The 17,300-nt window shown below is 62.5% G+C and carries 17 protein-coding genes; 6 read left to right on the forward strand and 11 right to left on the reverse strand.

Annotation, left to right across the window (positions count from 1 at the left end):
* Window positions 1–73: 73 nt before the first annotated feature.
* Complete coding sequence (locus BV82_RS21970) at window positions 74–808, forward strand: phosphatase PAP2 family protein (protein WP_010220818.1); 735 nt, start codon at window positions 74–76, stop codon at window positions 806–808.
* Window positions 809–970: 162 nt separating this feature from the next.
* Here BV82_RS21970 and groL read toward each other — a convergent pair whose 3' ends face one another.
* The 5 genes from groL to BV82_RS21995 all read right to left on the reverse strand — a co-directional run bounded on the left by groL (window position 971) and on the right by BV82_RS21995 (window position 5,639).
* Window positions 971–2,623 carry a chaperonin GroEL gene (gene groL / locus BV82_RS21975; RefSeq protein ID WP_010220817.1) on the reverse strand — a complete coding sequence of 551 codons (1,653 nt, stop codon included), beginning with the start codon at window positions 2,621–2,623 and terminating at the stop codon, window positions 971–973.
* Between the two features lie 47 nt (window positions 2,624–2,670).
* The gene (locus BV82_RS21980; protein WP_010220816.1) at window positions 2,671–2,964 is read right to left on the reverse strand and encodes a co-chaperone GroES; all 294 of its coding nucleotides are present in this window, start codon (window positions 2,962–2,964) and stop codon (window positions 2,671–2,673) included.
* Between the two features lie 257 nt (window positions 2,965–3,221).
* Entirely contained in the window at window positions 3,222–3,725 is a 504-nt protein-coding gene (locus BV82_RS21985) for an FxsA family protein (protein WP_036996777.1), read from the reverse strand.
* A gap of 64 nt (window positions 3,726–3,789) precedes the next feature.
* Window positions 3,790–4,521, reverse strand: a complete 732-nt coding sequence (locus BV82_RS21990) for a HugZ family pyridoxamine 5'-phosphate oxidase (RefSeq protein ID WP_010220814.1) — start codon at window positions 4,519–4,521, stop codon at window positions 3,790–3,792.
* A 110-nt stretch (window positions 4,522–4,631) separates the two neighbouring features.
* The gene (locus BV82_RS21995; RefSeq protein ID WP_010220813.1) at window positions 4,632–5,639 is read right to left on the reverse strand and encodes a DUF481 domain-containing protein; all 1,008 of its coding nucleotides are present in this window, start codon (window positions 5,637–5,639) and stop codon (window positions 4,632–4,634) included.
* Window positions 5,640–5,791: 152 nt separating this feature from the next.
* On the opposite strand from BV82_RS21995, the gene BV82_RS22000 reads away from it, so the two are divergent.
* Together BV82_RS22000 and BV82_RS22005 are read left to right on the forward strand one after the other, a co-directional pair.
* The gene (locus tag BV82_RS22000; protein WP_026001181.1) at window positions 5,792–6,145 is read left to right on the forward strand and encodes an MGMT family protein; all 354 of its coding nucleotides are present in this window, start codon (window positions 5,792–5,794) and stop codon (window positions 6,143–6,145) included.
* Window positions 6,146–6,188: 43 nt separating this feature from the next.
* Complete coding sequence (locus tag BV82_RS22005; RefSeq protein WP_010220811.1) at window positions 6,189–7,730, forward strand: AmpG family muropeptide MFS transporter; 1,542 nt, start codon at window positions 6,189–6,191, stop codon at window positions 7,728–7,730.
* Window positions 7,731–7,742: 12 nt separating this feature from the next.
* On the opposite strand, the gene BV82_RS22010 is transcribed toward BV82_RS22005, so the two are convergent.
* The 3 genes from BV82_RS22010 to BV82_RS22020 all read right to left on the reverse strand — a co-directional run bounded on the left by BV82_RS22010 (window position 7,743) and on the right by BV82_RS22020 (window position 10,604).
* Complete coding sequence (locus BV82_RS22010; RefSeq protein WP_036996779.1) at window positions 7,743–9,005, reverse strand: MFS transporter; 1,263 nt, start codon at window positions 9,003–9,005, stop codon at window positions 7,743–7,745.
* Between the two features lie 154 nt (window positions 9,006–9,159).
* Window positions 9,160–10,002, reverse strand: coding sequence for a mechanosensitive ion channel family protein (locus BV82_RS22015; RefSeq protein WP_010220809.1), 843 nt, complete (start codon window positions 10,000–10,002; stop codon window positions 9,160–9,162).
* Between the two features lie 116 nt (window positions 10,003–10,118).
* Entirely contained in the window at window positions 10,119–10,604 is a 486-nt protein-coding gene (locus BV82_RS22020; protein WP_010220808.1) for a YajQ family cyclic di-GMP-binding protein, read from the reverse strand.
* Between the two features lie 113 nt (window positions 10,605–10,717).
* On the opposite strand from BV82_RS22020, the gene BV82_RS22025 reads away from it, so the two are divergent.
* From BV82_RS22025 to BV82_RS22035, 3 genes are read left to right on the forward strand one after another with little or no spacing between them, the layout of a single operon-like run.
* Entirely contained in the window at window positions 10,718–11,635 is a 918-nt protein-coding gene (locus BV82_RS22025) for a putative 2-dehydropantoate 2-reductase (protein WP_010220806.1), read from the forward strand.
* A 51-nt stretch (window positions 11,636–11,686) separates the two neighbouring features.
* Window positions 11,687–13,699, forward strand: a complete 2,013-nt coding sequence (locus tag BV82_RS22030) for a sensor histidine kinase (protein ID WP_010220804.1) — start codon at window positions 11,687–11,689, stop codon at window positions 13,697–13,699.
* A 2-nt stretch (window positions 13,700–13,701) separates the two neighbouring features.
* Window positions 13,702–14,262: a cob(I)yrinic acid a,c-diamide adenosyltransferase gene (locus tag BV82_RS22035; protein ID WP_036996781.1), complete on the forward strand. Its 561-nt coding sequence runs from the start codon at window positions 13,702–13,704 to the stop codon at window positions 14,260–14,262.
* A 72-nt stretch (window positions 14,263–14,334) separates the two neighbouring features.
* Here BV82_RS22035 and BV82_RS22040 read toward each other — a convergent pair whose 3' ends face one another.
* The 3 genes from BV82_RS22040 to argJ all read right to left on the reverse strand — a co-directional run bounded on the left by BV82_RS22040 (window position 14,335) and on the right by argJ (window position 17,222).
* A complete protein-coding gene (locus BV82_RS22040; protein WP_010220802.1) occupies window positions 14,335–15,279 on the reverse strand; it encodes a Nudix family hydrolase in 945 nt (314 codons plus the stop codon).
* Complete coding sequence (locus BV82_RS22045) at window positions 15,276–15,908, reverse strand: glutathione S-transferase (RefSeq protein ID WP_010220800.1); 633 nt, start codon at window positions 15,906–15,908, stop codon at window positions 15,276–15,278. The genes BV82_RS22040 and BV82_RS22045 overlap by 4 nt, the downstream gene beginning before the upstream one ends.
* Before the next feature lie 96 nt (window positions 15,909–16,004).
* Window positions 16,005–17,222, reverse strand: coding sequence for a bifunctional glutamate N-acetyltransferase/amino-acid acetyltransferase ArgJ (gene argJ / locus BV82_RS22050; RefSeq protein ID WP_036996784.1), 1,218 nt, complete (start codon window positions 17,220–17,222; stop codon window positions 16,005–16,007).
* Between the last annotated feature and the right edge of the window lie 78 nt (window positions 17,223–17,300).

The raw sequence follows: 17,300 nt of genomic DNA on the forward strand, positions 1-17,300 counted from the left end.
CTTCACGGACAGGCGATGGCGGCTAGCCGAAAATTGGCGGTCGGACTGCCCCTTTGACCTGCCTGGACTTGCCATGTCACTACCTGCCTACTCCCGTCCGCTGAATTTCTGGATTGCCCTGGGCATCCCCGCCGTCACCGCAGTGATATTGATCCTGCTGGAGCTGACCTCACTGGACATGGACCTGGCCAAGCTGGCGTTCGACCCGGTGGCGGGGCAGTTCATCGGCCGGCACAGCTACTTTCTCGAAGATATCCTGCATGACCGGGCCAAACAGGCGGTGATCGTCCTCGGCTTGCTGGCGGTTGTCGCCTTCGCCGCGAGTTTCTTCTGGACACGCCTGTTCAGTTGGCGTCGGGAGCTGGGCTGCCTGGTCCTGGCCATGGGGCTGTCGACCAGTTTTGTCACGCCGGTCAAAGCCGTGACGGCGGTGCAGTGCCCCTGGAGCCTGAGCGAATTTGGCGGCAAGGAGACCTACAGCGAGCTGCTCAGCCCGCGCCCGGCCACCGATAAGCCCGGACGCTGCTGGCCGGGTGGCCATGCGGCGACCGGCTTTACCCTGTTTGCCCTGTTTTTTGTCTTGCGCGACCGGCGTCCACGCCTGGCCAAGGCAGCGCTGGTGTTCGCCTTTGGCCTGGGTACGCTGTTTTCAGTGGGGCGCATGCTGCAGGGCGCGCACTTTTTTTCACACAACGTGTGGACGGCGGTGTTCTGCTGGCTGATCAGCCTTGGGTGTTATTACTGGGTGCTGTATCGCCGGCCGGTTGAATTGAAGCACAAGGCTGCGGTTACCGTGCCGTCCTCGTAAGACCGGCCTGCGCGGTGACTGCATCGCTGGCAAGCCAGCTCCCACATACAGATCCCTGTGGGAGCCGGTCTTGCCGGTGATGGGTTGCACAGCAACCCCAGAATTCAGGCAAAAAAAAGCCCCGCACTAGGCGGGGCTTTTTATCAAGCGGGCCAGGCTGGCTTACATCATGCCGCCCATGCCGCCCATACCACCCATGCCGCCCATGTCTGGCATGCCGCCGCCAGCACCAGCTTCAGCTGGAGCGTCAGCAACCATGGCTTCGGTAGTGATCATCAGACCACCGATCGAAGCTGCAGCTTGCAGGGCCGAACGGGTTACCTTGGCAGGGTCGAGGATGCCCATTTCGATCATGTCGCCGTACTCGCCGGTAGCAGCGTTGTAACCGAAGTTGCCGGAACCTTGCTTGACCTTGTCGACCACCACGCTTGGCTCGTCGCCGGCGTTGGCAACGATCTGGCGCAGCGGCGCTTCAACAGCGCGACGCAGCAGCTGGATACCGACGTTCTGGTCTTCGTTGTCGCCTTTGAGCTCGGCAATCGCTTGCAGAGCGCGAACCAGGGCAACACCACCGCCAGGCACCACGCCTTCTTCAACGGCTGCACGGGTAGCGTGCAGGGCGTCTTCAACGCGGGCTTTCTTCTCTTTCATTTCGACTTCGGTGCCAGCACCGACCTTGATCACGGCAACACCGCCAGCCAGCTTGGCCAGACGCTCTTGCAGTTTTTCACGGTCGTAGTCCGAGGAAGTCTCGGTAACTTGAGTGCGGATCTGGGCGATGCGCGCTTCGATGTCGCCTTGTACACCAGCGCCGTCGACGATGATGGTGTTTTCCTTGGACAGGGTCACACGCTTGGCGTTACCCAGGTGCTCCAGGGTAGCGGACTCCAGGCTCAGGCCGATTTCTTCGGAGATCACGGTACCGCCGGTCAGGACGGCGATGTCCTGCAGCATGGCCTTGCGACGGTCACCGAAGCCAGGGGCCTTGACCGCAGCAACCTTGACGATGCCGCGCATGTTGTTGACTACCAGGGTAGCCAGCGCTTCGCCTTCAACGTCTTCAGCCACGATCAGCAGCGGACGGCCGGCCTTGGCAACGGCTTCCAGAACTGGCAGCAGTTCACGGATGTTGGAGATTTTCTTGTCAACCAGCAGCAGCAGCGGGCCATCCAGCTCGGCGACCATGGTGTCTGGCTTGTTGACGAAGTAAGGGGACAGGTAGCCACGGTCGAACTGCATGCCTTCCACGACCGACAGTTCGTTTTCCAGGCCCGAGCCTTCTTCGACGGTGATCACGCCTTCTTTACCGACTTTTTCCATGGCTTCGGCGATGATGTCACCGATGGAGTTGTCGGAGTTGGCCGAGATGGTACCGACCTGAGCGATGGCCTTGGAGTCGGCGCATGGCTTGGACAGGGACTTCAGCTCTTTGACGATGGCGATGGTGGCCTTGTCGATACCACGCTTCAGATCCATCGGGTTCATGCCGGCAGCAACGGCTTTCAGGCCTTCGCTGACGATGGCCTGAGCCAGAACGGTTGCGGTGGTGGTGCCGTCACCGGCTTCGTCGTTGGCCTTGGAGGCAACGTCTTTGAGCAGCTGGGCGCCCATGTTTTCGAAGGCGTCTTTGAGCTCGATTTCTTTGGCAACCGAAACACCGTCTTTGGTGATGGTCGGAGCGCCGAAGCTCTTGGCCAGAACAACGTTACGGCCTTTCGGGCCCAGGGTGGCTTTTACAGCGTCAGCCAGAACGTTGACACCAACGAGCATTTTCTTACGGGCGGAGTCGCCGAATTTTACGTCTTTAGCAGCCATGATCGTTTAATCCTTGAATACTTTGGAGTAACGGGAAACCAGCGGAATCAGCCTTCGATGACAGCGAGAATCTCGTTCTCAGCCATCACCAGCAGGTCTTCGCCGTCAACTTTCACAGTGTTGCTGCCCGAGTAAGGGCCGAAAACCACCTTGTCACCCACTTTCACGGCCAGCGCACGCACTTCACCGTTGTCCAGAGTGCGGCCGGCACCTACAGCGACGACTTCGCCACGGTTAGGTTTTTCAGCGGCCGAACCTGGCAGAACGATACCGCCAGCGGTTTTCGATTCTTCTTCGCTGCGACGGATAACGACGCGGTCATGCAGAGGACGAAGCTTCATTGTCGATCTCTCCTAATTGTGGTTTTCATCGGCCGGTATCGACACCGGCGGGTTGATGCTTGCGGCGTAGCCGCTCGTAGCCCGCAGGGCGGACCACACATGTAATGTCTGGTGCAAATCACCAGAAACCTTGCGGTGACCCATACATGAGGTCGCCAAGGGCAATTACAAGGCTTGCTGATGAATTTTTTTAGCAACGGCCATCCGATAAAGCAAAACGGCCCCGAAAGGGGCCGTTGGCAACGCATGGATAACCATCAAAGATCGCGCGGACCCCGCAGGTTAGGCTGATCAGGGTCGGTACGCCCCACCACTTCACCTTCGATCACGGTGGGCTGATGGCCACGCCCAGGCTGGCCTGGACGCGCCATGAACGGGTCATCGCCAAACGCCCGCTGGCGCATGGCCTGGGCCTCGGCGCGCTCGCGCATCTTGCGCCCGAGCAGGCGGCGGGTGAACGGCAGCAGGCAGACCAGGCCGATCACATCACTGACAAAGCCCGGCAACAGCAGCAGGCCGCCACCGAGCGCCAGCATCAGGCCATGGAACATGTCTTCAGCGGGCAATTCGCCACGCTGCAGGCTCTCGCGGGCACGCAGGGCGGTGGCAAGCCCTGCCACCCGCACCACCAGCACGCCCAGGGCGGAGCCGGCAATGATCAGCAACAGCGCCGGAAAGAAGCCGATCGCGACGCTGACCCTGTAAAACACATACAGCTCCAGCACCGGAAAAATCAGAAACAGCAATAGAAAAGCACGCATCAACGGTTCCTCTGCGCAAGATGTCCTTGCAGTAGACCTTTAATGGATGCGATCCATCGCCATTTCAAGCCTCGGCGGTTTCCCGCTGCGGCCATTGATCAGCGCGGGCCAGAAAAACCAGGGCTTCGCGTACTTGTATCGGCGTATTGCAAGGCGCCGCGAACGGCAACCAGTACAGCGCCTGGCCAATGCGCAGGTGCATGCCTTCGCTGTCGATGCCGACCATTTGCGCCGCCGTGCCCTGAGGCAGGCCGCTGAGCTGGACGTAGTGCTCGATGGCGTTGGCATGATCGCTGTTCATGTGCTCGATCATGCTCTGTTCGGCCTTGCCGGCAAAAGGGTTGGCCAGGGTCAGGTGATCGATCCAGTGAATCGCGCCGAAGCCACCGATGTAGCGATGGCGCACCGGCTTGAGCACCCAGAAGTCGAAATCGTGGGCGGCGTGATAATTGGCCGATTCGGGAAAATAACGGTAGTAACGCTCGGCAGCGGCTTCGACCGCTTCGGGCGCAACCAGCTGGTGCGCCTCGGCCAGCACGGTCAGGCGCCCCACTGCCTGGACATCTTCAGCGTCACGCTCCCCCACCAGCAGCGAGCACTTGGGATCCTTTTGCAGGTTGTGGGTGTGCTGGGCAATACGGCTGATCAGGATCAGTGGGTTACCGTCGGCATCCAGGCAGTACGGCACCACCGAACCGAAGGGAAACCCCGGCATTGACTTGGAATGGGTCGACAGCACCCCGCGGTATTCCTTGAGCAGCAGCTCCCGTGCCTGTGTTGCGGCTTTAGCGCTCACTGTATGACTCCCCGCTGGATAAACCTCGTAATGCTGGCCGTGCGCACGAGCACACGGCCAGGCTAGTTAACCGACAAAATAATCATTATCGCTCAGGGTTGCCAGCGTGCTTACCAGGCGACGCCGAAACCTGCGGTATAGCGGGTCTTGTCCAGGTCGCTGTCACGGGTACCACTGATGATGTCCTTCTCGGCCTTGAGGTTGAGCGACGCCCACTCGGTGACCTTGTAGCGCAGACCGACTTCGGCATCCAGGGCGTACTCGGCGACGCCGCCCAGAGGCTTGCCGACTTCGCCGTTGGTGAAAAACTCGACGCGCTTGCCGATCAGGTAGCGGTTGTAGTCCCACTTCATGGCCAAGGAATAGAAGTTGTCCTTGCCGCCGTCAGCGTATTCATAGTCGGTACGGTTGAGCAGCGAACCGAGGGAGAACGCGCCCAGTTCATTGTCCCAGAACTGGTAACCCGGGCCGGTACCCACGGTGCGCTGGCGAGCGAGGTCTTCGATATGATCGCGCTTGTATTCCAGACGACCCTGCCAGAACCACTTCTCGGTGATGAAGCGGTCCAGCGCGTATTCGCCGCTCCAGTTGTTGGTGGTGGTGACGTCGTTCTTGCTCTCGCGGTTGTATTCGCCTTCGGCCTGGTGCCGCCAGCGGCCGTGGCGTGCGGTGGTCTTGAAGTCGATGTCATAGTCGTCGCTGTCGGTTTCGGCGCGCTTGTAGTCCATGGCCAGGTCGACGTTACCCTTCCACGACAGGTCCTCGACCACCGGCTTTGGCTTCATGATCTGCTGGATGCTGGCAAGCTCGACGGTCTTGGGCGTCTCGCCATTGGCCAACGTCACCTGGCCTGCGTCCGCCGCGTGCAGCGACTTGGCCTTCTCACCACTGTAGGCATCCTGCTTGACCAGCAGCTCCTGGTCGCTTTCCAGGGTCTTGACCTGTTTCCAGTCCAGGGCGATGGAGCCGCCGTACGGTGTTTCGAGCAACAGTTTGCCGCCATCGAAGACCTTGATCTTGCCACTGAGCCTGTCACCGTTTTTCATCCACACGGTGTCTGCAAGGGCGGGGGAACAGGCAGCGGCGAGGGCAACGCACAACAGGGCTCTAGAAAACATAAGCAGCAACGGACTCGGGTTCGCGAAAAAAGTCGGGCATTATCCAGATACCCGCCATCAGAGCAAGGACTGACCTGCCCCATGTCGATGAGTTCAATTCTTATTTGCCCGCACGGCCCGGTGCTCCTCGCACGGCATGGGCGCATCCCGCGATGAACGGGATGCCTGGCGATCCGACCGAAAGCGCCGAAGCCCGACGAATGGCACTCTATCTGGTGCTTGGCCAGGTGCCCGAGGGCAAGGTGATCAGCTACGGCGAGCTCGCGCAACTGGCCGGTCTTGGTCGCGCAGCGCGCTGGGTCGGGCGTACCCTCAGCCAGTTGCCCAGCGACACCCAGCTCCCCTGGCACAGGGTACTGGGCGCCGGCGGGCGCTTGAGCCTGGCGCTGGGCACCCCTTCGGGCGACGAACAGCGTGCGCGACTGCGCGCAGAAGGCATCACCTTGCACAATAATCGTGTGGATATGCTGCGCCATGGCTGGCGCCCGATGGAGCACAGCGGTTAGAGTGCGCGCTTTGTTTTCGCAAACTTGAGGCAGATGTTGGCCCATGCCCCGTAAAACCTGGCGCGCTGCGCTCGCTGCCTATGCCAGCCCGTCGACACTGGTGCTGTTGTTGCTCGGCTTTGCCGCCGGCTTGCCTTACATGCTGGTGTTTTCGACCCTGTCGGTCTGGCTGCGCGAAGCCGGCGTGGCCCGTGAAACCATCGGTTATGCCAGCCTGATCGGCCTGGCGTATGCCTTCAAGTGGGTGTGGTCGCCGCTGCTCGACCAATGGCGCCTGCCGCTGCTTGGCAAACTCGGACGCCGCCGTTCCTGGCTGGTGCTGTCGCAAGTCCTGGTGGTCATCGGCCTGGTCGGCATGGGCTTTTGCGACCCGCAAAAACATCTGTCGTGGCTGATCGCCCTGGCGGTGCTGGTGGCCTTTGCTTCGGCTACCCAGGACATCGCCGTCGATGCCTACCGCCTGGAAATCGCCGACGACCAGCGCCAGGCCGCCCTTGCCGCCAGTTACATGGCCGGCTACCGGGTTGCTGCGCTGCTGGCCACCGCCGGTGCGCTGTTCTTCGCCGAAGGCTTCGGCTCCACCGGCTTCAGCTACCTGCACAAAGCCTGGACCGGCACCTACGTGCTGTTCGGCGTGATGATGCTGCCAGCGGTCATCACCACCCTGTTGATGCGCGAACCACCCGTGCCGCTGCGCACCCAGCTGTCGGCGGCGCGCTATGGCCTGGCCCACCAGCTGGCGTCGGTGTTCGTGCTGATCATCCTGCTGGTATCGGTACCGGCGACCTTCACCCAGCTGTACAACACCGATTTCGCCAGCGTGCTGTTCGAAGGCGTGAGCCTGCTCGACCTGCTGCTCGAAGACCGCGCCTTCCTGCGCGCGATCCTCTACATCACCCTCACCGCCCTGTGCCTGTCGTCCATGGGCCGGCGCGGGCTGGCGCCGGTCCTCACGCCGGTCAACGATTTCATCACCCGCTATCGCTGGCAGGCCCTGCTGCTGCTCGGGCTGATCGCCACCTACCGGATGTCCGACACGGTGATGGGCGTGATGGCTAACGTGTTCTACATCGACCAGGGCTTTACCAAGGACCAGATCGCCAGTGTCAGCAAGATCTTCGGCCTGATCATGACCCTGGTGGGTGCCGGTTTTGGTGGCCTGCTGATCGTGCGCTTCGGCATTCTGCCGATCCTGTTCATCGGCGGCGTGGCTTCGGCGGCGACCAACATCCTGTTCCTGATGCTCGCCGACATGGGCGCCAACCTGCAGATGCTGATCGTGACCATCTCGCTGGACAACTTCAGCTCAGGCCTGGCCACTTCGGCGTTCGTCGCCTACCTGTCGAGCCTGACCAACCTGAAGTTCTCGGCCACTCAGTACGCCCTGCTCAGTTCGATCATGCTGCTGTTGCCGCGGCTGATCGGCGGCTACTCGGGGGTGATGGTCGAGAAGTTCGGTTATCACGACTTCTTCCTGATCACCGCCCTGCTCGGCGTGCCGACCCTGATTCTGATTGCCCTGCAGTGGCACCAGGAGCGGGGCAAGCAGGAGCCCGTCGAAAACGCCGCTGCAGAGCGCCCCTGAACCGCGCTGAGGCTATTGCCGGATTGACTCCGGGATAGCCTCTGGCAAGCGACTGCAAGCGCTCAGAACGACCCACAGCGGCCACAGCGCCAGAATCCCCGCCGCGCCTGCCGCCAAGGCGAAGTGCAACAGGCTGGCGCCAGCGCCGAGCATCGCCAGCAACGCCCCACCAAGGCCCAGCAGGGCAATGGTGATCATCCCCAGCATCGCCGACACCAGGCCCTTGCTCTGTTCGCTGGAGAACAGCGTCATGCGGTATAGCACGGCGTTGGCGATACCCAGGCCCAGCGCATACACCGACATGCCGATCACCAGGCTCAGTACCGAAGGGAGCAGCCAGGTGCCGAGCATCATGCCCAGCAAACCGATCAGGAATGGCCACAACGCCAGGCGCACCAAGGCGGTGAGCGCATGACGGTCGGCAATCCGGTTGATGATCAGGTTGCCGAGGATCAGGCCGCCAAACACCGGCAACTGCCACAGGGCGTAATCGAAAGTGCTCAGGCCCTCGTCATGGATCAAAAGCACCGGCGACAGCCCGATCCAGCCGATCAGCGGCAGGCCGACCAGACCCAGCGCAGCACTGCCGGCAACAAAGCGGCGGTTGGCCAACAGTTGCCCATACCCCGCCAGCAACGGCAGCAGGTGGATCGGCTGGAACGCCAGGCGCGAGCCGTCGCGGCGCTCGACGCCGAGGGTTTCCGGCATGAACCGGTACAGGGCGAACCAGGCTAACACCGCCGCCGTGCCAAACAGCACGAACAGCCAGCGCCAGGACACCCACTCCAGCAGCAGGGTACCGACCAGCGGGCCGAGCAGTGGCGACAGCAAGGCGATGTTGGCCAGCAAAGCCATCATTCGCACCGCATCGGCCTCGCTGAACGCCTCGTTGAGCGCCGGGTAGCTGACCGTTACCACAAAGCCCAGGCCGATCCCCTGGAGCAGCCGCAGCAGGTTGAACAACTCGATGCTCTGCACCCAGAAGGTGGCGATGCAGGCCAGGCAGAAGAACGCGCAGCCGCCCAGCAGCATCGGCCGACGGCCATAGCGGTCGGCCAGCGGGCCGATCAGCCATTGCAACAGCACGCCACCGAGCAGGTACAGGTTCAAGGCGTGGGGAATGAATTCGGGGCTGGCGTTCAGGTCACCGACCACCACCGGCATGGCCGGCATCACCACGTCACTGGCGAGGTAGGTGAGCAGCTCGAACAGCGCCAGGGTCATGGCGAAACAAAACGCCCGCAAAGGCGTGATGTTGATCAGGGGGGTAAGCATGATAAGACCGGGCAAACAAAAGTAAGCCAGCCTATATGCCAGAATGCACCGGGCGCAGATAGCGCGAAGACGTGAACAAGTGTAATGGCTGCTGAAAGCATCGCGGGGCAAGCCCGCTCCCACCTGGTAGGAGCGGGCTTGCCCCGCGAAAGGTTTACTGCACCGCCGCTTCCTGCACCACGCGGATCACCCGCTGCGGAAAGGGAATGTCGATGCCTTCGGCCTTGAGGCGGTCACGGGCATGCTCGTTGAGCATGAACAGCACGTCCCAGTAGTCGGCAGTGTTGACCCAGATACGCAGCGAGACGGTGATCGAGCTGTCGCCCAGGGTCGAAACCACGGCCTGGGGTGCCGGGTCCTGGTGTACCCGCGGGTCCTGGGCCAGTTCCAGCAACACGTTGCGGGCCTTTTGCAGGTCGGCGTCGTAGTCGACGCCAACATCGAACACCACCTTGCGCGTCGGCTGGCGGTTGGTGTTGGTGATGATGCCGTTGGACAGGCTGCCGTTGGGCAGGATCACGGTCTTGTTGTCGCCGGTACGCAGCACGGTATGGAAGATCTGGATGCTGTCGACGGTACCCGCCACACCCTGGGCTTCGATCCAGTCGCCAATGCGGAACGGGCGGAACAGCAGGATCAGCACGCCGCCAGCGAAGTTGGCCAGGCTGCCCTGCAGGGCCAGGCCGATAGCCAGGCCCGCGGCACCGATGGCCGCGACGAACGAGGTGGTCTCGATGCCGATCATCGAGGCCACGCTGACAATCAGCAGGATCTTCAGAATGATGTTGGCCAGGCTGCTGATAAAACCCTGCAAGGCCAGGTCGGCATTGCGCAGGGCCAGCAATTTGCCCAGGCGGTAGGTGACCTTGTTGATTACCCACCAGCCGATGGCCAGGGTCAGCAGCGCCAGCAACAGGCGGCTGCCGTATTCCATGATCATCGGTAGCCAGGTTTGCGAAGCCTTGACCAGCTGGTCGACCTCAGCGTTTAAATCCATCGTGTACTCTCCTGATGCCGAGCGGCAAAAAGCTGAAAAAGACCTGCCGCAAACGATTCAGCGGCGCCTCGGCCCTCGGACGCCAAAAAGGCGCCAAGGTTCCGGGCTCCGTGACTTCAGTCGCGGAAATTGTTGAACTGCAGGGGCATGCCGAACTCTTTGGCGCGCAGGGCGGCGATCGCCTCTTGCAGATCGTCGCGCTTCTTGCCGGTGACGCGTACCTGCTCGCCCTGAATCGCGGCCTGGACCTTGAGCTTGGCATCCTTGATGTGAGCAACGATTTTCTTCGCCAGCTCTTTATCGATGCCCTCTTTGAGCACTGCTTCCTGCTTCATGACCTTGCCCGAGGCGAAGGCATCCTTCACTTCCAGGCACTGCACGTCGATCTTGCGCTTGACCAGGGCCAGCTTGAGGATGTCGATCATCGCCTCGAGCTGGAATTCAGCTTCGGCGGTGAGGTTGACGGTCAGTTCCTTTTCCTTGAACTCGAAGCTGCCCTTGCCCTTGAGGTCATAGCGACGATCCAGCTCTTTGACCGCGTTTTCCACGGCGTTGGTGACTTCGTGCTTGTCCAGTTCCGATACCACGTCGAACGACGGCATACCTTTTCTCCAAAAAATAACGGCACCCTCGCGGCTCTGCTGAAAGAGCGCGATGGAGCGCGCAGGGTTTGACGGTTAAAATACCGGATCATTATAACGGTTGCGAAACGCTGATGAGCAGCACCTGGCATATTCTCGGCGCCGGCAGTCTGGGCAGCCTCTGGGCCTGTCGGCTGGCCCGTGCGGGCAAACCGGTGCGGCTGATCCTGCGCGATGCGGCGCGCTTGCAGGCCTATGAGGCCGCTGGCGGCCTGACCCTGATCGAACACGGCAAGACGCAGTTGCAGGCGATTCCCGCGCAGCTGGCCGACGACAACACGCCGATCCATCGCTTGCTGGTGGCGTGCAAGGCCTATGACGCCGAACAGGCGGTGGCGCACCTGGCGCCGCGCCTGGCCCGGGACGCCGAGCTGATCCTGCTGCAAAACGGCCTCGGCAGCCAGGAAGCGGTGGCCAATCGCGTGCCCCACGCCCGTTGCGTATTCGCCTCCAGCACCGAAGGGGCGTTTCGCGAACAGGACTGGCAGGTGAATTTCGCCGGCCACGGCTTCAACTGGCTGGGTGATCCGGCCAACCCGGGTGCCCCGGACTGGCTCGACGATCTGAGCGACGCCGGCATTCCTCACCAGTGGACCCCGGACATCCTGACCCGGCTGTGGCGCAAGCTGGCGCTCAACTGCGCGATCAACCCGCTGACCGTACTGCATGACTGCCGCAATGGCGGTCTGCAGGCACATCACTGCGAAGTCGCCACCCTGTGCACCGAACTCGCCGAGCTGCTGCAATACTGCGGTCAGCCCGAAGCCGCCGAGGGCCTGGTCGATGAAGTCGAACGGGTGATCCAGGCGACGGCGGCCAACTACTCTTCCATGTACCAGGATGTTCGCCACGGCCGGCGCACCGAAATCCATTACCTGCTCGGCCATGCCTGCCGCACCGCCAGCCGCCACGGTCGGCAGTTGCCGCACCTGGAACGGCTGTACCGGCGCCTGGTCGAACACCTGGACACGCGCGGATTGCCCAGCGACTGAGCACGGCGCTACCCTGCCCTTTCACTTACAAACCGGGATTACGCCTTTCACATGACCTTGCGCGAACGCCTGGAGAACCTGCCGGTCGGCCAGAAGTTGCTGGCCGCCCTGCTGGTGCTGTTGATCACCATCCTGCTGGTGGCCAACCTGACCTTTATCAGCGCCGCCTACTGGATCTCCCAGGAGAGCATGGCCCCGCAAGCCCTGCAGACCATTGGCCGGCTGGTGTCCAACCCGCAACTGGCGCAGCAGGCCAGCGATTCGCCGGAGGCCGCCAAGACCCTGCTCAAGGAACTCGACAGCTACACCCCGCTGCGGGCCGCCGCCCTGTACGGCAGCGACGGCAAGTTGCTGGCGCAGTTGCAGCATGGCGAGCAGCTGCCACTGCCCAAACGCTACCGCGCTATCGAAAACTGGCGCCTGACCGAGTTTCGCAGCACCCAGCTGGTGAACCTGCCACGCGCTGGCGGCCCGCCCGGGCACCTGTTGCTGGTGGCCAGCAGCGAGTTGCCGATGGCCTTCTACACCGGCACCCTGACCGCCAGCCTGGGCATCCTGGTGTTCAGTATCCTGCTGTGGATGATCATCGCCCGGCAGATCAAACGCCTGATCACCCAACCGATCTACCAGCTTGAAGAACTTTCGCGCCAGGTCACCCGCGAAGAAAACTACGCCCTGCGTGCCAAACGCGGCAACGACGATGAAATTGGCAGCCTGGCCGACGCCTTCAACACCATGCTTTCGCGTATCGAAGCCCGCGAGCAGCAGCTCAAACGCACCCGCGACGAGTTCCAGGAAGCCTACGACCAAGCCCAGGGCCTGGCCGAAGAAACCCGCCACACCAACCGCAAGCTGGAGCTGGAAGTCCAGGTACGCAGCAAGATCGAGAAAAAACTCACCGGCTTTCAGAATTACCTCAACAGCATCATCGACTCCATGCCCTCGGCGTTGATCGCCCTCGACGAACAGCTCTACGTCACCCAATGGAACCAGGAAGCCAGCGCGCTCTCCGGTACGCCGCTGGATGAAGCGCTGAACCAGCCGATATTCCTCGCCTTCGAACCGCTCAAGCCGTTCCTCCCGCAGCTCAAGGAGAGCGTCGAGAAGCACCAGGTGGCGAAGATCGAACGGGTGACCTGGACCAAGGACGACGACGCCCGCCATTACGCCCTGACCTTCTACCCGCTGATGGGCGGCGGTGGCCGTGGCGTGGTGATCCGCATCGACGACATCACCCAGCGGCTGTCGCTGGAAGAAATGATGGTTCAGTCGGAAAAAATGCTTTCAGTCGGCGGCCTGGCAGCCGGCATGGCTCACGAAATCAACAATCCCCTCGGCGCCATCCTGCATAACGTGCAGAACATCCGCCGGCGGCTGTCGCCGGACCTGGCCAAGAACATCGAACAAGCCGACGAAATCGGCATTGACCTGCCCTCCGTCAACCGCTACCTGGAAAACCGCGAAGTGCCGCAGTTGCTCGACGGCATCCAGCAGGCCGGTGCCCGCGCCGCGAAGATCGTTACCCACATGCTCAGCTTCAGCCGCCGCAGCAACCGCCAGTTGGCGCCTTGCGACCTGCCGGCGCTGATCGACCAGGCGGTGGAAATCGCCGGCAACGACTTCGACCTGACCATCGGTTTCGACTTCAAGGGCCAGGCCATCGTCCGCCAGTTCGACCCCAACCTGGGCCCGGTGCCGTGCACCGCCAACGAACTGGAACAGGTGCTGCTCAACCTGCTGAAAAACGCCGCCCAGGCCATTCACCTGCGCCCGGACGACAGCGAACCCGGGCGTATCACCCTGCGCACCCGGCTCAATCCGCCGTGGGCAGAAATCCAGGTCGAGGACAACGGCATCGGCATGCCCGAAACGGTGCGCAAACGTACCTTCGAGCCGTTCTTCACCACCAAGGAAATCGGCCAGGGCACAGGCCTGGGCCTGTCGGTGTCGTACTTCATCATCACCAACAACCACAAGGGGCAGATGGAGGTGCAATCGGCACCCGGCCAGGGTACCTGCTTCACCTTGCGCCTGCCGCTTGCCCCCACCAAAACGGAGTCATGAGCATGGGTTTTCGATTGTCGAAGATCTACACCCGCACCGGCGACAAAGGTGAAACCGGTCTGGGCGATGGCCGCCGCGTGCCCAAGGACCACCCACGGATCGAAGCCATTGGCGAGGTGGACAGCCTCAACAGCCAGCTGGGTGTGTTGCTGGCCGGGTTGACCGAGCAGGGGCTGGATGAGCTCAGTGAAGTGTTGGCGCCTTGTCAGCACCGGCTGTTCGATCTGGGCGGGGAACTGGCGATGCCTGCTTATCAGGCGCTGAACAACGCTGAAGTGAAACGCCTGGAAGCGGCAATCGACCGTTGGAACGAAGAGCTGGGTCCACTGGAGAACTTCATCCTGCCCAGTGGTTCCGCGCTGATTGCCCAGGCCCATGTGTGCCGCAGCCTGGCGCGCAGCGCCGAGCGGCGTTGCCAGCAGTTGAACAGTGTCGAGCCATTGGCCGGGGTCGGCCTGGCGTACATCAATCGGTTGTCGGATTTGCTGTTTGTCGCGGCGCGGTTGATTGCACGGCGCCAGGGCGTTGCCGAAGTGCTGTGGCAGGCTGCGGCCAAACCCTGAGGGCCTCATCGCGGGTCAAGCCCGCTCCTACAGGTGGCGATCCTGTAGGAGCGGGCTAGCCCCGCGATCAGTTCAGAGCTCAGGCCAGAACGCGCGGATCCCCGCCACACCCTGGGCCCCATGCAGCCAGGCCTTGTCGCGCTCGGCAGCACCCACGCCACCGAGCAAATACACCGGTTTGCTGAAACCCTCGATCAGTTGCTGCGCCTGCTCCCACCCCAACGGCACGGCGTGCGGATGAGTCTGGGTTGCCTGCACCGGCGACAGGGTGACGAAGTCCACGCCCATCTGCTCGGCCAACGCCAGCTCTTCAGCGTTATGGCAGGACGCCGCTAGCCAGCGTTCCTTGGGGAACGGCCGGCCGTTGCTGGCGTACTTGCGCAACTGCTCGGAGGTCAGGTGCCAACCGGCCGCCGGGAAGTCTCCCAGCCACTCCAGCGGGCCCTTGAGCATCAACTGCGCCTTGCCCGCACACAGCCCCACCGCATCCACCGCCACATCGCGGTACTTGGGGTCGTACATGTTCGGTGCACGCAGTTGTACCAGTTTGATTCCACCGGCAATGGCCTTCTGAATGCCACGCAGCATCTGCGGGACTTCCAGGCCCTCGGGGGTGATCAGGTATTCAGCCGGCAAGCGCGCAGCGGCAACGATCGGCTGGTTGGCCTCGGGGAAGTCGTACTGCGGCAGTTCCCGCGCGGTCACCCAGGCCAAGGGCTGGCCTTCGGCACCATGGGGCTCGCCGGTAAAGCCGTTGACCTCCCAGACATCCAGCAGCACTTGCTTGTCCGGATAATCATGCTTGACCTTGATCAGCGGACGCGCCGCAGTGACGACGATGCCCAGCTCTTCCTGCAGCTCACGCGCCAGGGCCAGCTCGACCGCTTCGCCGTCTTCGACCTTGCCACCCGGAAACTCCCACAGACCGCCCTGATGCTGGCTGTCAGCGCGGCGGGCAATCAGAATACGCCCGTCGCTGCCGCGAATGACCGCAGCGGCTACATGCACACGCTTCACCCTTCACGCTCCGCCAAGCCGGCCTTTTGCCAGGCCTGGAAGGCTGGCCATTGGTAGATGGTTTCGATATAGGCCGCCGCTTCCGCCGGCACTTCAACCCGGTAGGTGCGCAAGCGCACCGCGACCGGGGCGAAGAAGGCGTCGGCCAGGCTCACCCTGCCGAACAGGTACGGGCCAGCCTCTTTGGCTGCCAGGCGGCATTCGGACCAGAGCGCGACGATACGGTCGATATCGACTTGTACGTCCAGCGGCACGGTTTCCAGCGCTTGATCCCGGGACAGATCGAACGGCATGTTGCCGCGCAGGGCAAAAAAACCGCTGTGCATCTGCGCGCAGGCCGAACGGGCCTGGGCCCGGGCAGCGATGTCGGTTGGCCAGAGATTGGCTTCGGGGTGACGCTCTGCCAGGTACTCGGCGATCGCCAGGGAGTCGGCGATCACACCATGCTCGCTCTTGAGCAGTGGCACCTTGGCGGTGGGCGAATGCTCGAGCAGACGCTGGCGGGTATCGGGCTGGTTGAGTTTGATCAGGGTTTCTTCATAGGAAACACCGGCCAGCTCAAGGGCCAGGGCGGCGCGCAGCGACCAGGAGGAATACAGCTTGTCGCCGATGATCAGGTGATAGCTCATGGTTCGGCTCCAGATGGAGTGGAGAAAAGGTCCTGCGGACCTTATCGCTGGCAAGCCAGCTCCCACAGGCATTGTGGGAGCCGGTATTGCAGTCGGTCAGGTACGGTATTCGGCGTTGATTTTCACGTACTCGTGGGACAGGTCAGTGGTCCAGATGGTTTCGCTGCACTGGCCACGGCCCAGCTCGATACGGATGGTGATCTCTTCCTTGGCCATGACTGCCGAACCCTGGGCTTCGGTGTAGCTGGCGCTGCGCCCGCCCTTGCTGGCGATGCACACATCACCCAGGTAAACGTCGATCAGGCTGACGTCCAGGTCCGGCACGCCGGCACGGCCGACGGCGGCAAGGATACGGCCCCAGTTCGGGTCGGAGGCGAACAGGGCGGTCTTGATCAGCGGCGAGTGGGCCACGGCATAGCCGACGTCCAGGCACTCCTGGGGGTTGCCGCCGCCGTTGACTTCAACGGTGACGAACTTGGTCGCGCCTTCGCCGTCACGGACGATGGCCTGGGCCACCTCCATGCACACTTCGAACACGGCCTTTTTCAGCGCGTCGAACAATGGGCCGCTGGCTTCGGTGACTTCGGCGACATCGGCCTTGCCGGTGGCAATCAGCATGCAGCAGTCGTTGGTCGAGGTATCGCCGTCGATGGTGATGCGGTTGAACGACTTGTTGGCGCCGTCGAGGATCAGGTCCTTGAGCACCGCCGGGGCCACCTTGGCGTCGGTGGCGATATAGCCTAGCATGGTCGCCATGTTCGGGCGGATCATCCCCGCACCCTTGCTGATACCGGTGACGGTAATGGTCACGCCGTCATGCTGGAACTGACGGCTGGCACCTTTGGGCAGGGTATCGGTGGTCATGATGCCGGTGGCGGCAGCGGCCCAGTTGTTTTCCGACAGGTCATCAAGGGCTGCCTGCAGGGCGCCTTCGATCTTCTCGACCGGCAGTGGCTCACCGATCACGCCGGTGGAAAACGGCAGCACGGCACTGGCGTCAACGCCGGTCAGCTCGGCGAGCTTCGCGCAGGTGCGCTCGGCCGCGGCCAGGCCCGGGGCACCGGTGCCGGCGTTGGCATTGCCAGTGTTGGTCAGCAGGTAGCGCACGCTGCCCTGCACGCGCTGCTTGGCGAGGATCACCGGGGCGGCGCAGAAAGCGTTCAGGGTGAACACGCCGGCAACGCTGGAGCCTTCGGCGCAGCGCATTACCACCACGTCCTTGCGCCCAGGGCGCTTGATGCCCGCAGAGGCAATGCCGAGTTCAAAACCTGGAACCGGGTGCAACGTTGGCAAAGGACCAAGACCAACAGCCATGAAAGCGCTCCTAGAAAAAATGCGTCGGATCAAGATAACCGGCGCTTGAGATGGAACAACGCCGCGACGGTCAGGACC

Source organism: Pseudomonas donghuensis (assembly GCF_000696345.2).
GTDB lineage: Bacteria > Pseudomonadota > Gammaproteobacteria > Pseudomonadales > Pseudomonadaceae > Aquipseudomonas > Aquipseudomonas donghuensis.

What these genes read in the sequence shown, in the direction of transcription:
- BV82_RS21970 (WP_010220818.1), top strand. Translation starts at nt 74, where the DNA reads ATGTCACTACCTGCCTACTCCCGTCCGCTGAATTTCTGGATTGCCCTG.
- groL (WP_010220817.1), bottom strand. Translation starts at nt 2,623, where the DNA reads ATGGCTGCTAAAGACGTAAAATTCGGCGACTCCGCCCGTAAGAAAATG.
- BV82_RS21980 (WP_010220816.1), bottom strand. Translation starts at nt 2,964, where the DNA reads ATGAAGCTTCGTCCTCTGCATGACCGCGTCGTTATCCGTCGCAGCGAA.
- BV82_RS21985 (WP_036996777.1), bottom strand. Translation starts at nt 3,725, where the DNA reads ATGCGTGCTTTTCTATTGCTGTTTCTGATTTTTCCGGTGCTGGAGCTG.
- BV82_RS21995 (WP_010220813.1), bottom strand. Translation starts at nt 5,639, where the DNA reads ATGTTTTCTAGAGCCCTGTTGTGCGTTGCCCTCGCCGCTGCCTGTTCC.
- BV82_RS22000 (WP_026001181.1), top strand. Translation starts at nt 5,792, where the DNA reads ATGAACGGGATGCCTGGCGATCCGACCGAAAGCGCCGAAGCCCGACGA.
- BV82_RS22005 (WP_010220811.1), top strand. Translation starts at nt 6,189, where the DNA reads ATGCCCCGTAAAACCTGGCGCGCTGCGCTCGCTGCCTATGCCAGCCCG.
- BV82_RS22010 (WP_036996779.1), bottom strand. Translation starts at nt 9,005, where the DNA reads ATGCTTACCCCCCTGATCAACATCACGCCTTTGCGGGCGTTTTGTTTC.
- BV82_RS22015 (WP_010220809.1), bottom strand. Translation starts at nt 10,002, where the DNA reads ATGGATTTAAACGCTGAGGTCGACCAGCTGGTCAAGGCTTCGCAAACC.
- BV82_RS22020 (WP_010220808.1), bottom strand. Translation starts at nt 10,604, where the DNA reads ATGCCGTCGTTCGACGTGGTATCGGAACTGGACAAGCACGAAGTCACC.
- BV82_RS22025 (WP_010220806.1), top strand. Translation starts at nt 10,718, where the DNA reads ATGAGCAGCACCTGGCATATTCTCGGCGCCGGCAGTCTGGGCAGCCTC.
- BV82_RS22030 (WP_010220804.1), top strand. Translation starts at nt 11,687, where the DNA reads ATGACCTTGCGCGAACGCCTGGAGAACCTGCCGGTCGGCCAGAAGTTG.
- BV82_RS22035 (WP_036996781.1), top strand. Translation starts at nt 13,702, where the DNA reads ATGGGTTTTCGATTGTCGAAGATCTACACCCGCACCGGCGACAAAGGT.
- BV82_RS22045 (WP_010220800.1), bottom strand. Translation starts at nt 15,908, where the DNA reads ATGAGCTATCACCTGATCATCGGCGACAAGCTGTATTCCTCCTGGTCG.
- argJ (WP_036996784.1), bottom strand. Translation starts at nt 17,222, where the DNA reads ATGGCTGTTGGTCTTGGTCCTTTGCCAACGTTGCACCCGGTTCCAGGT.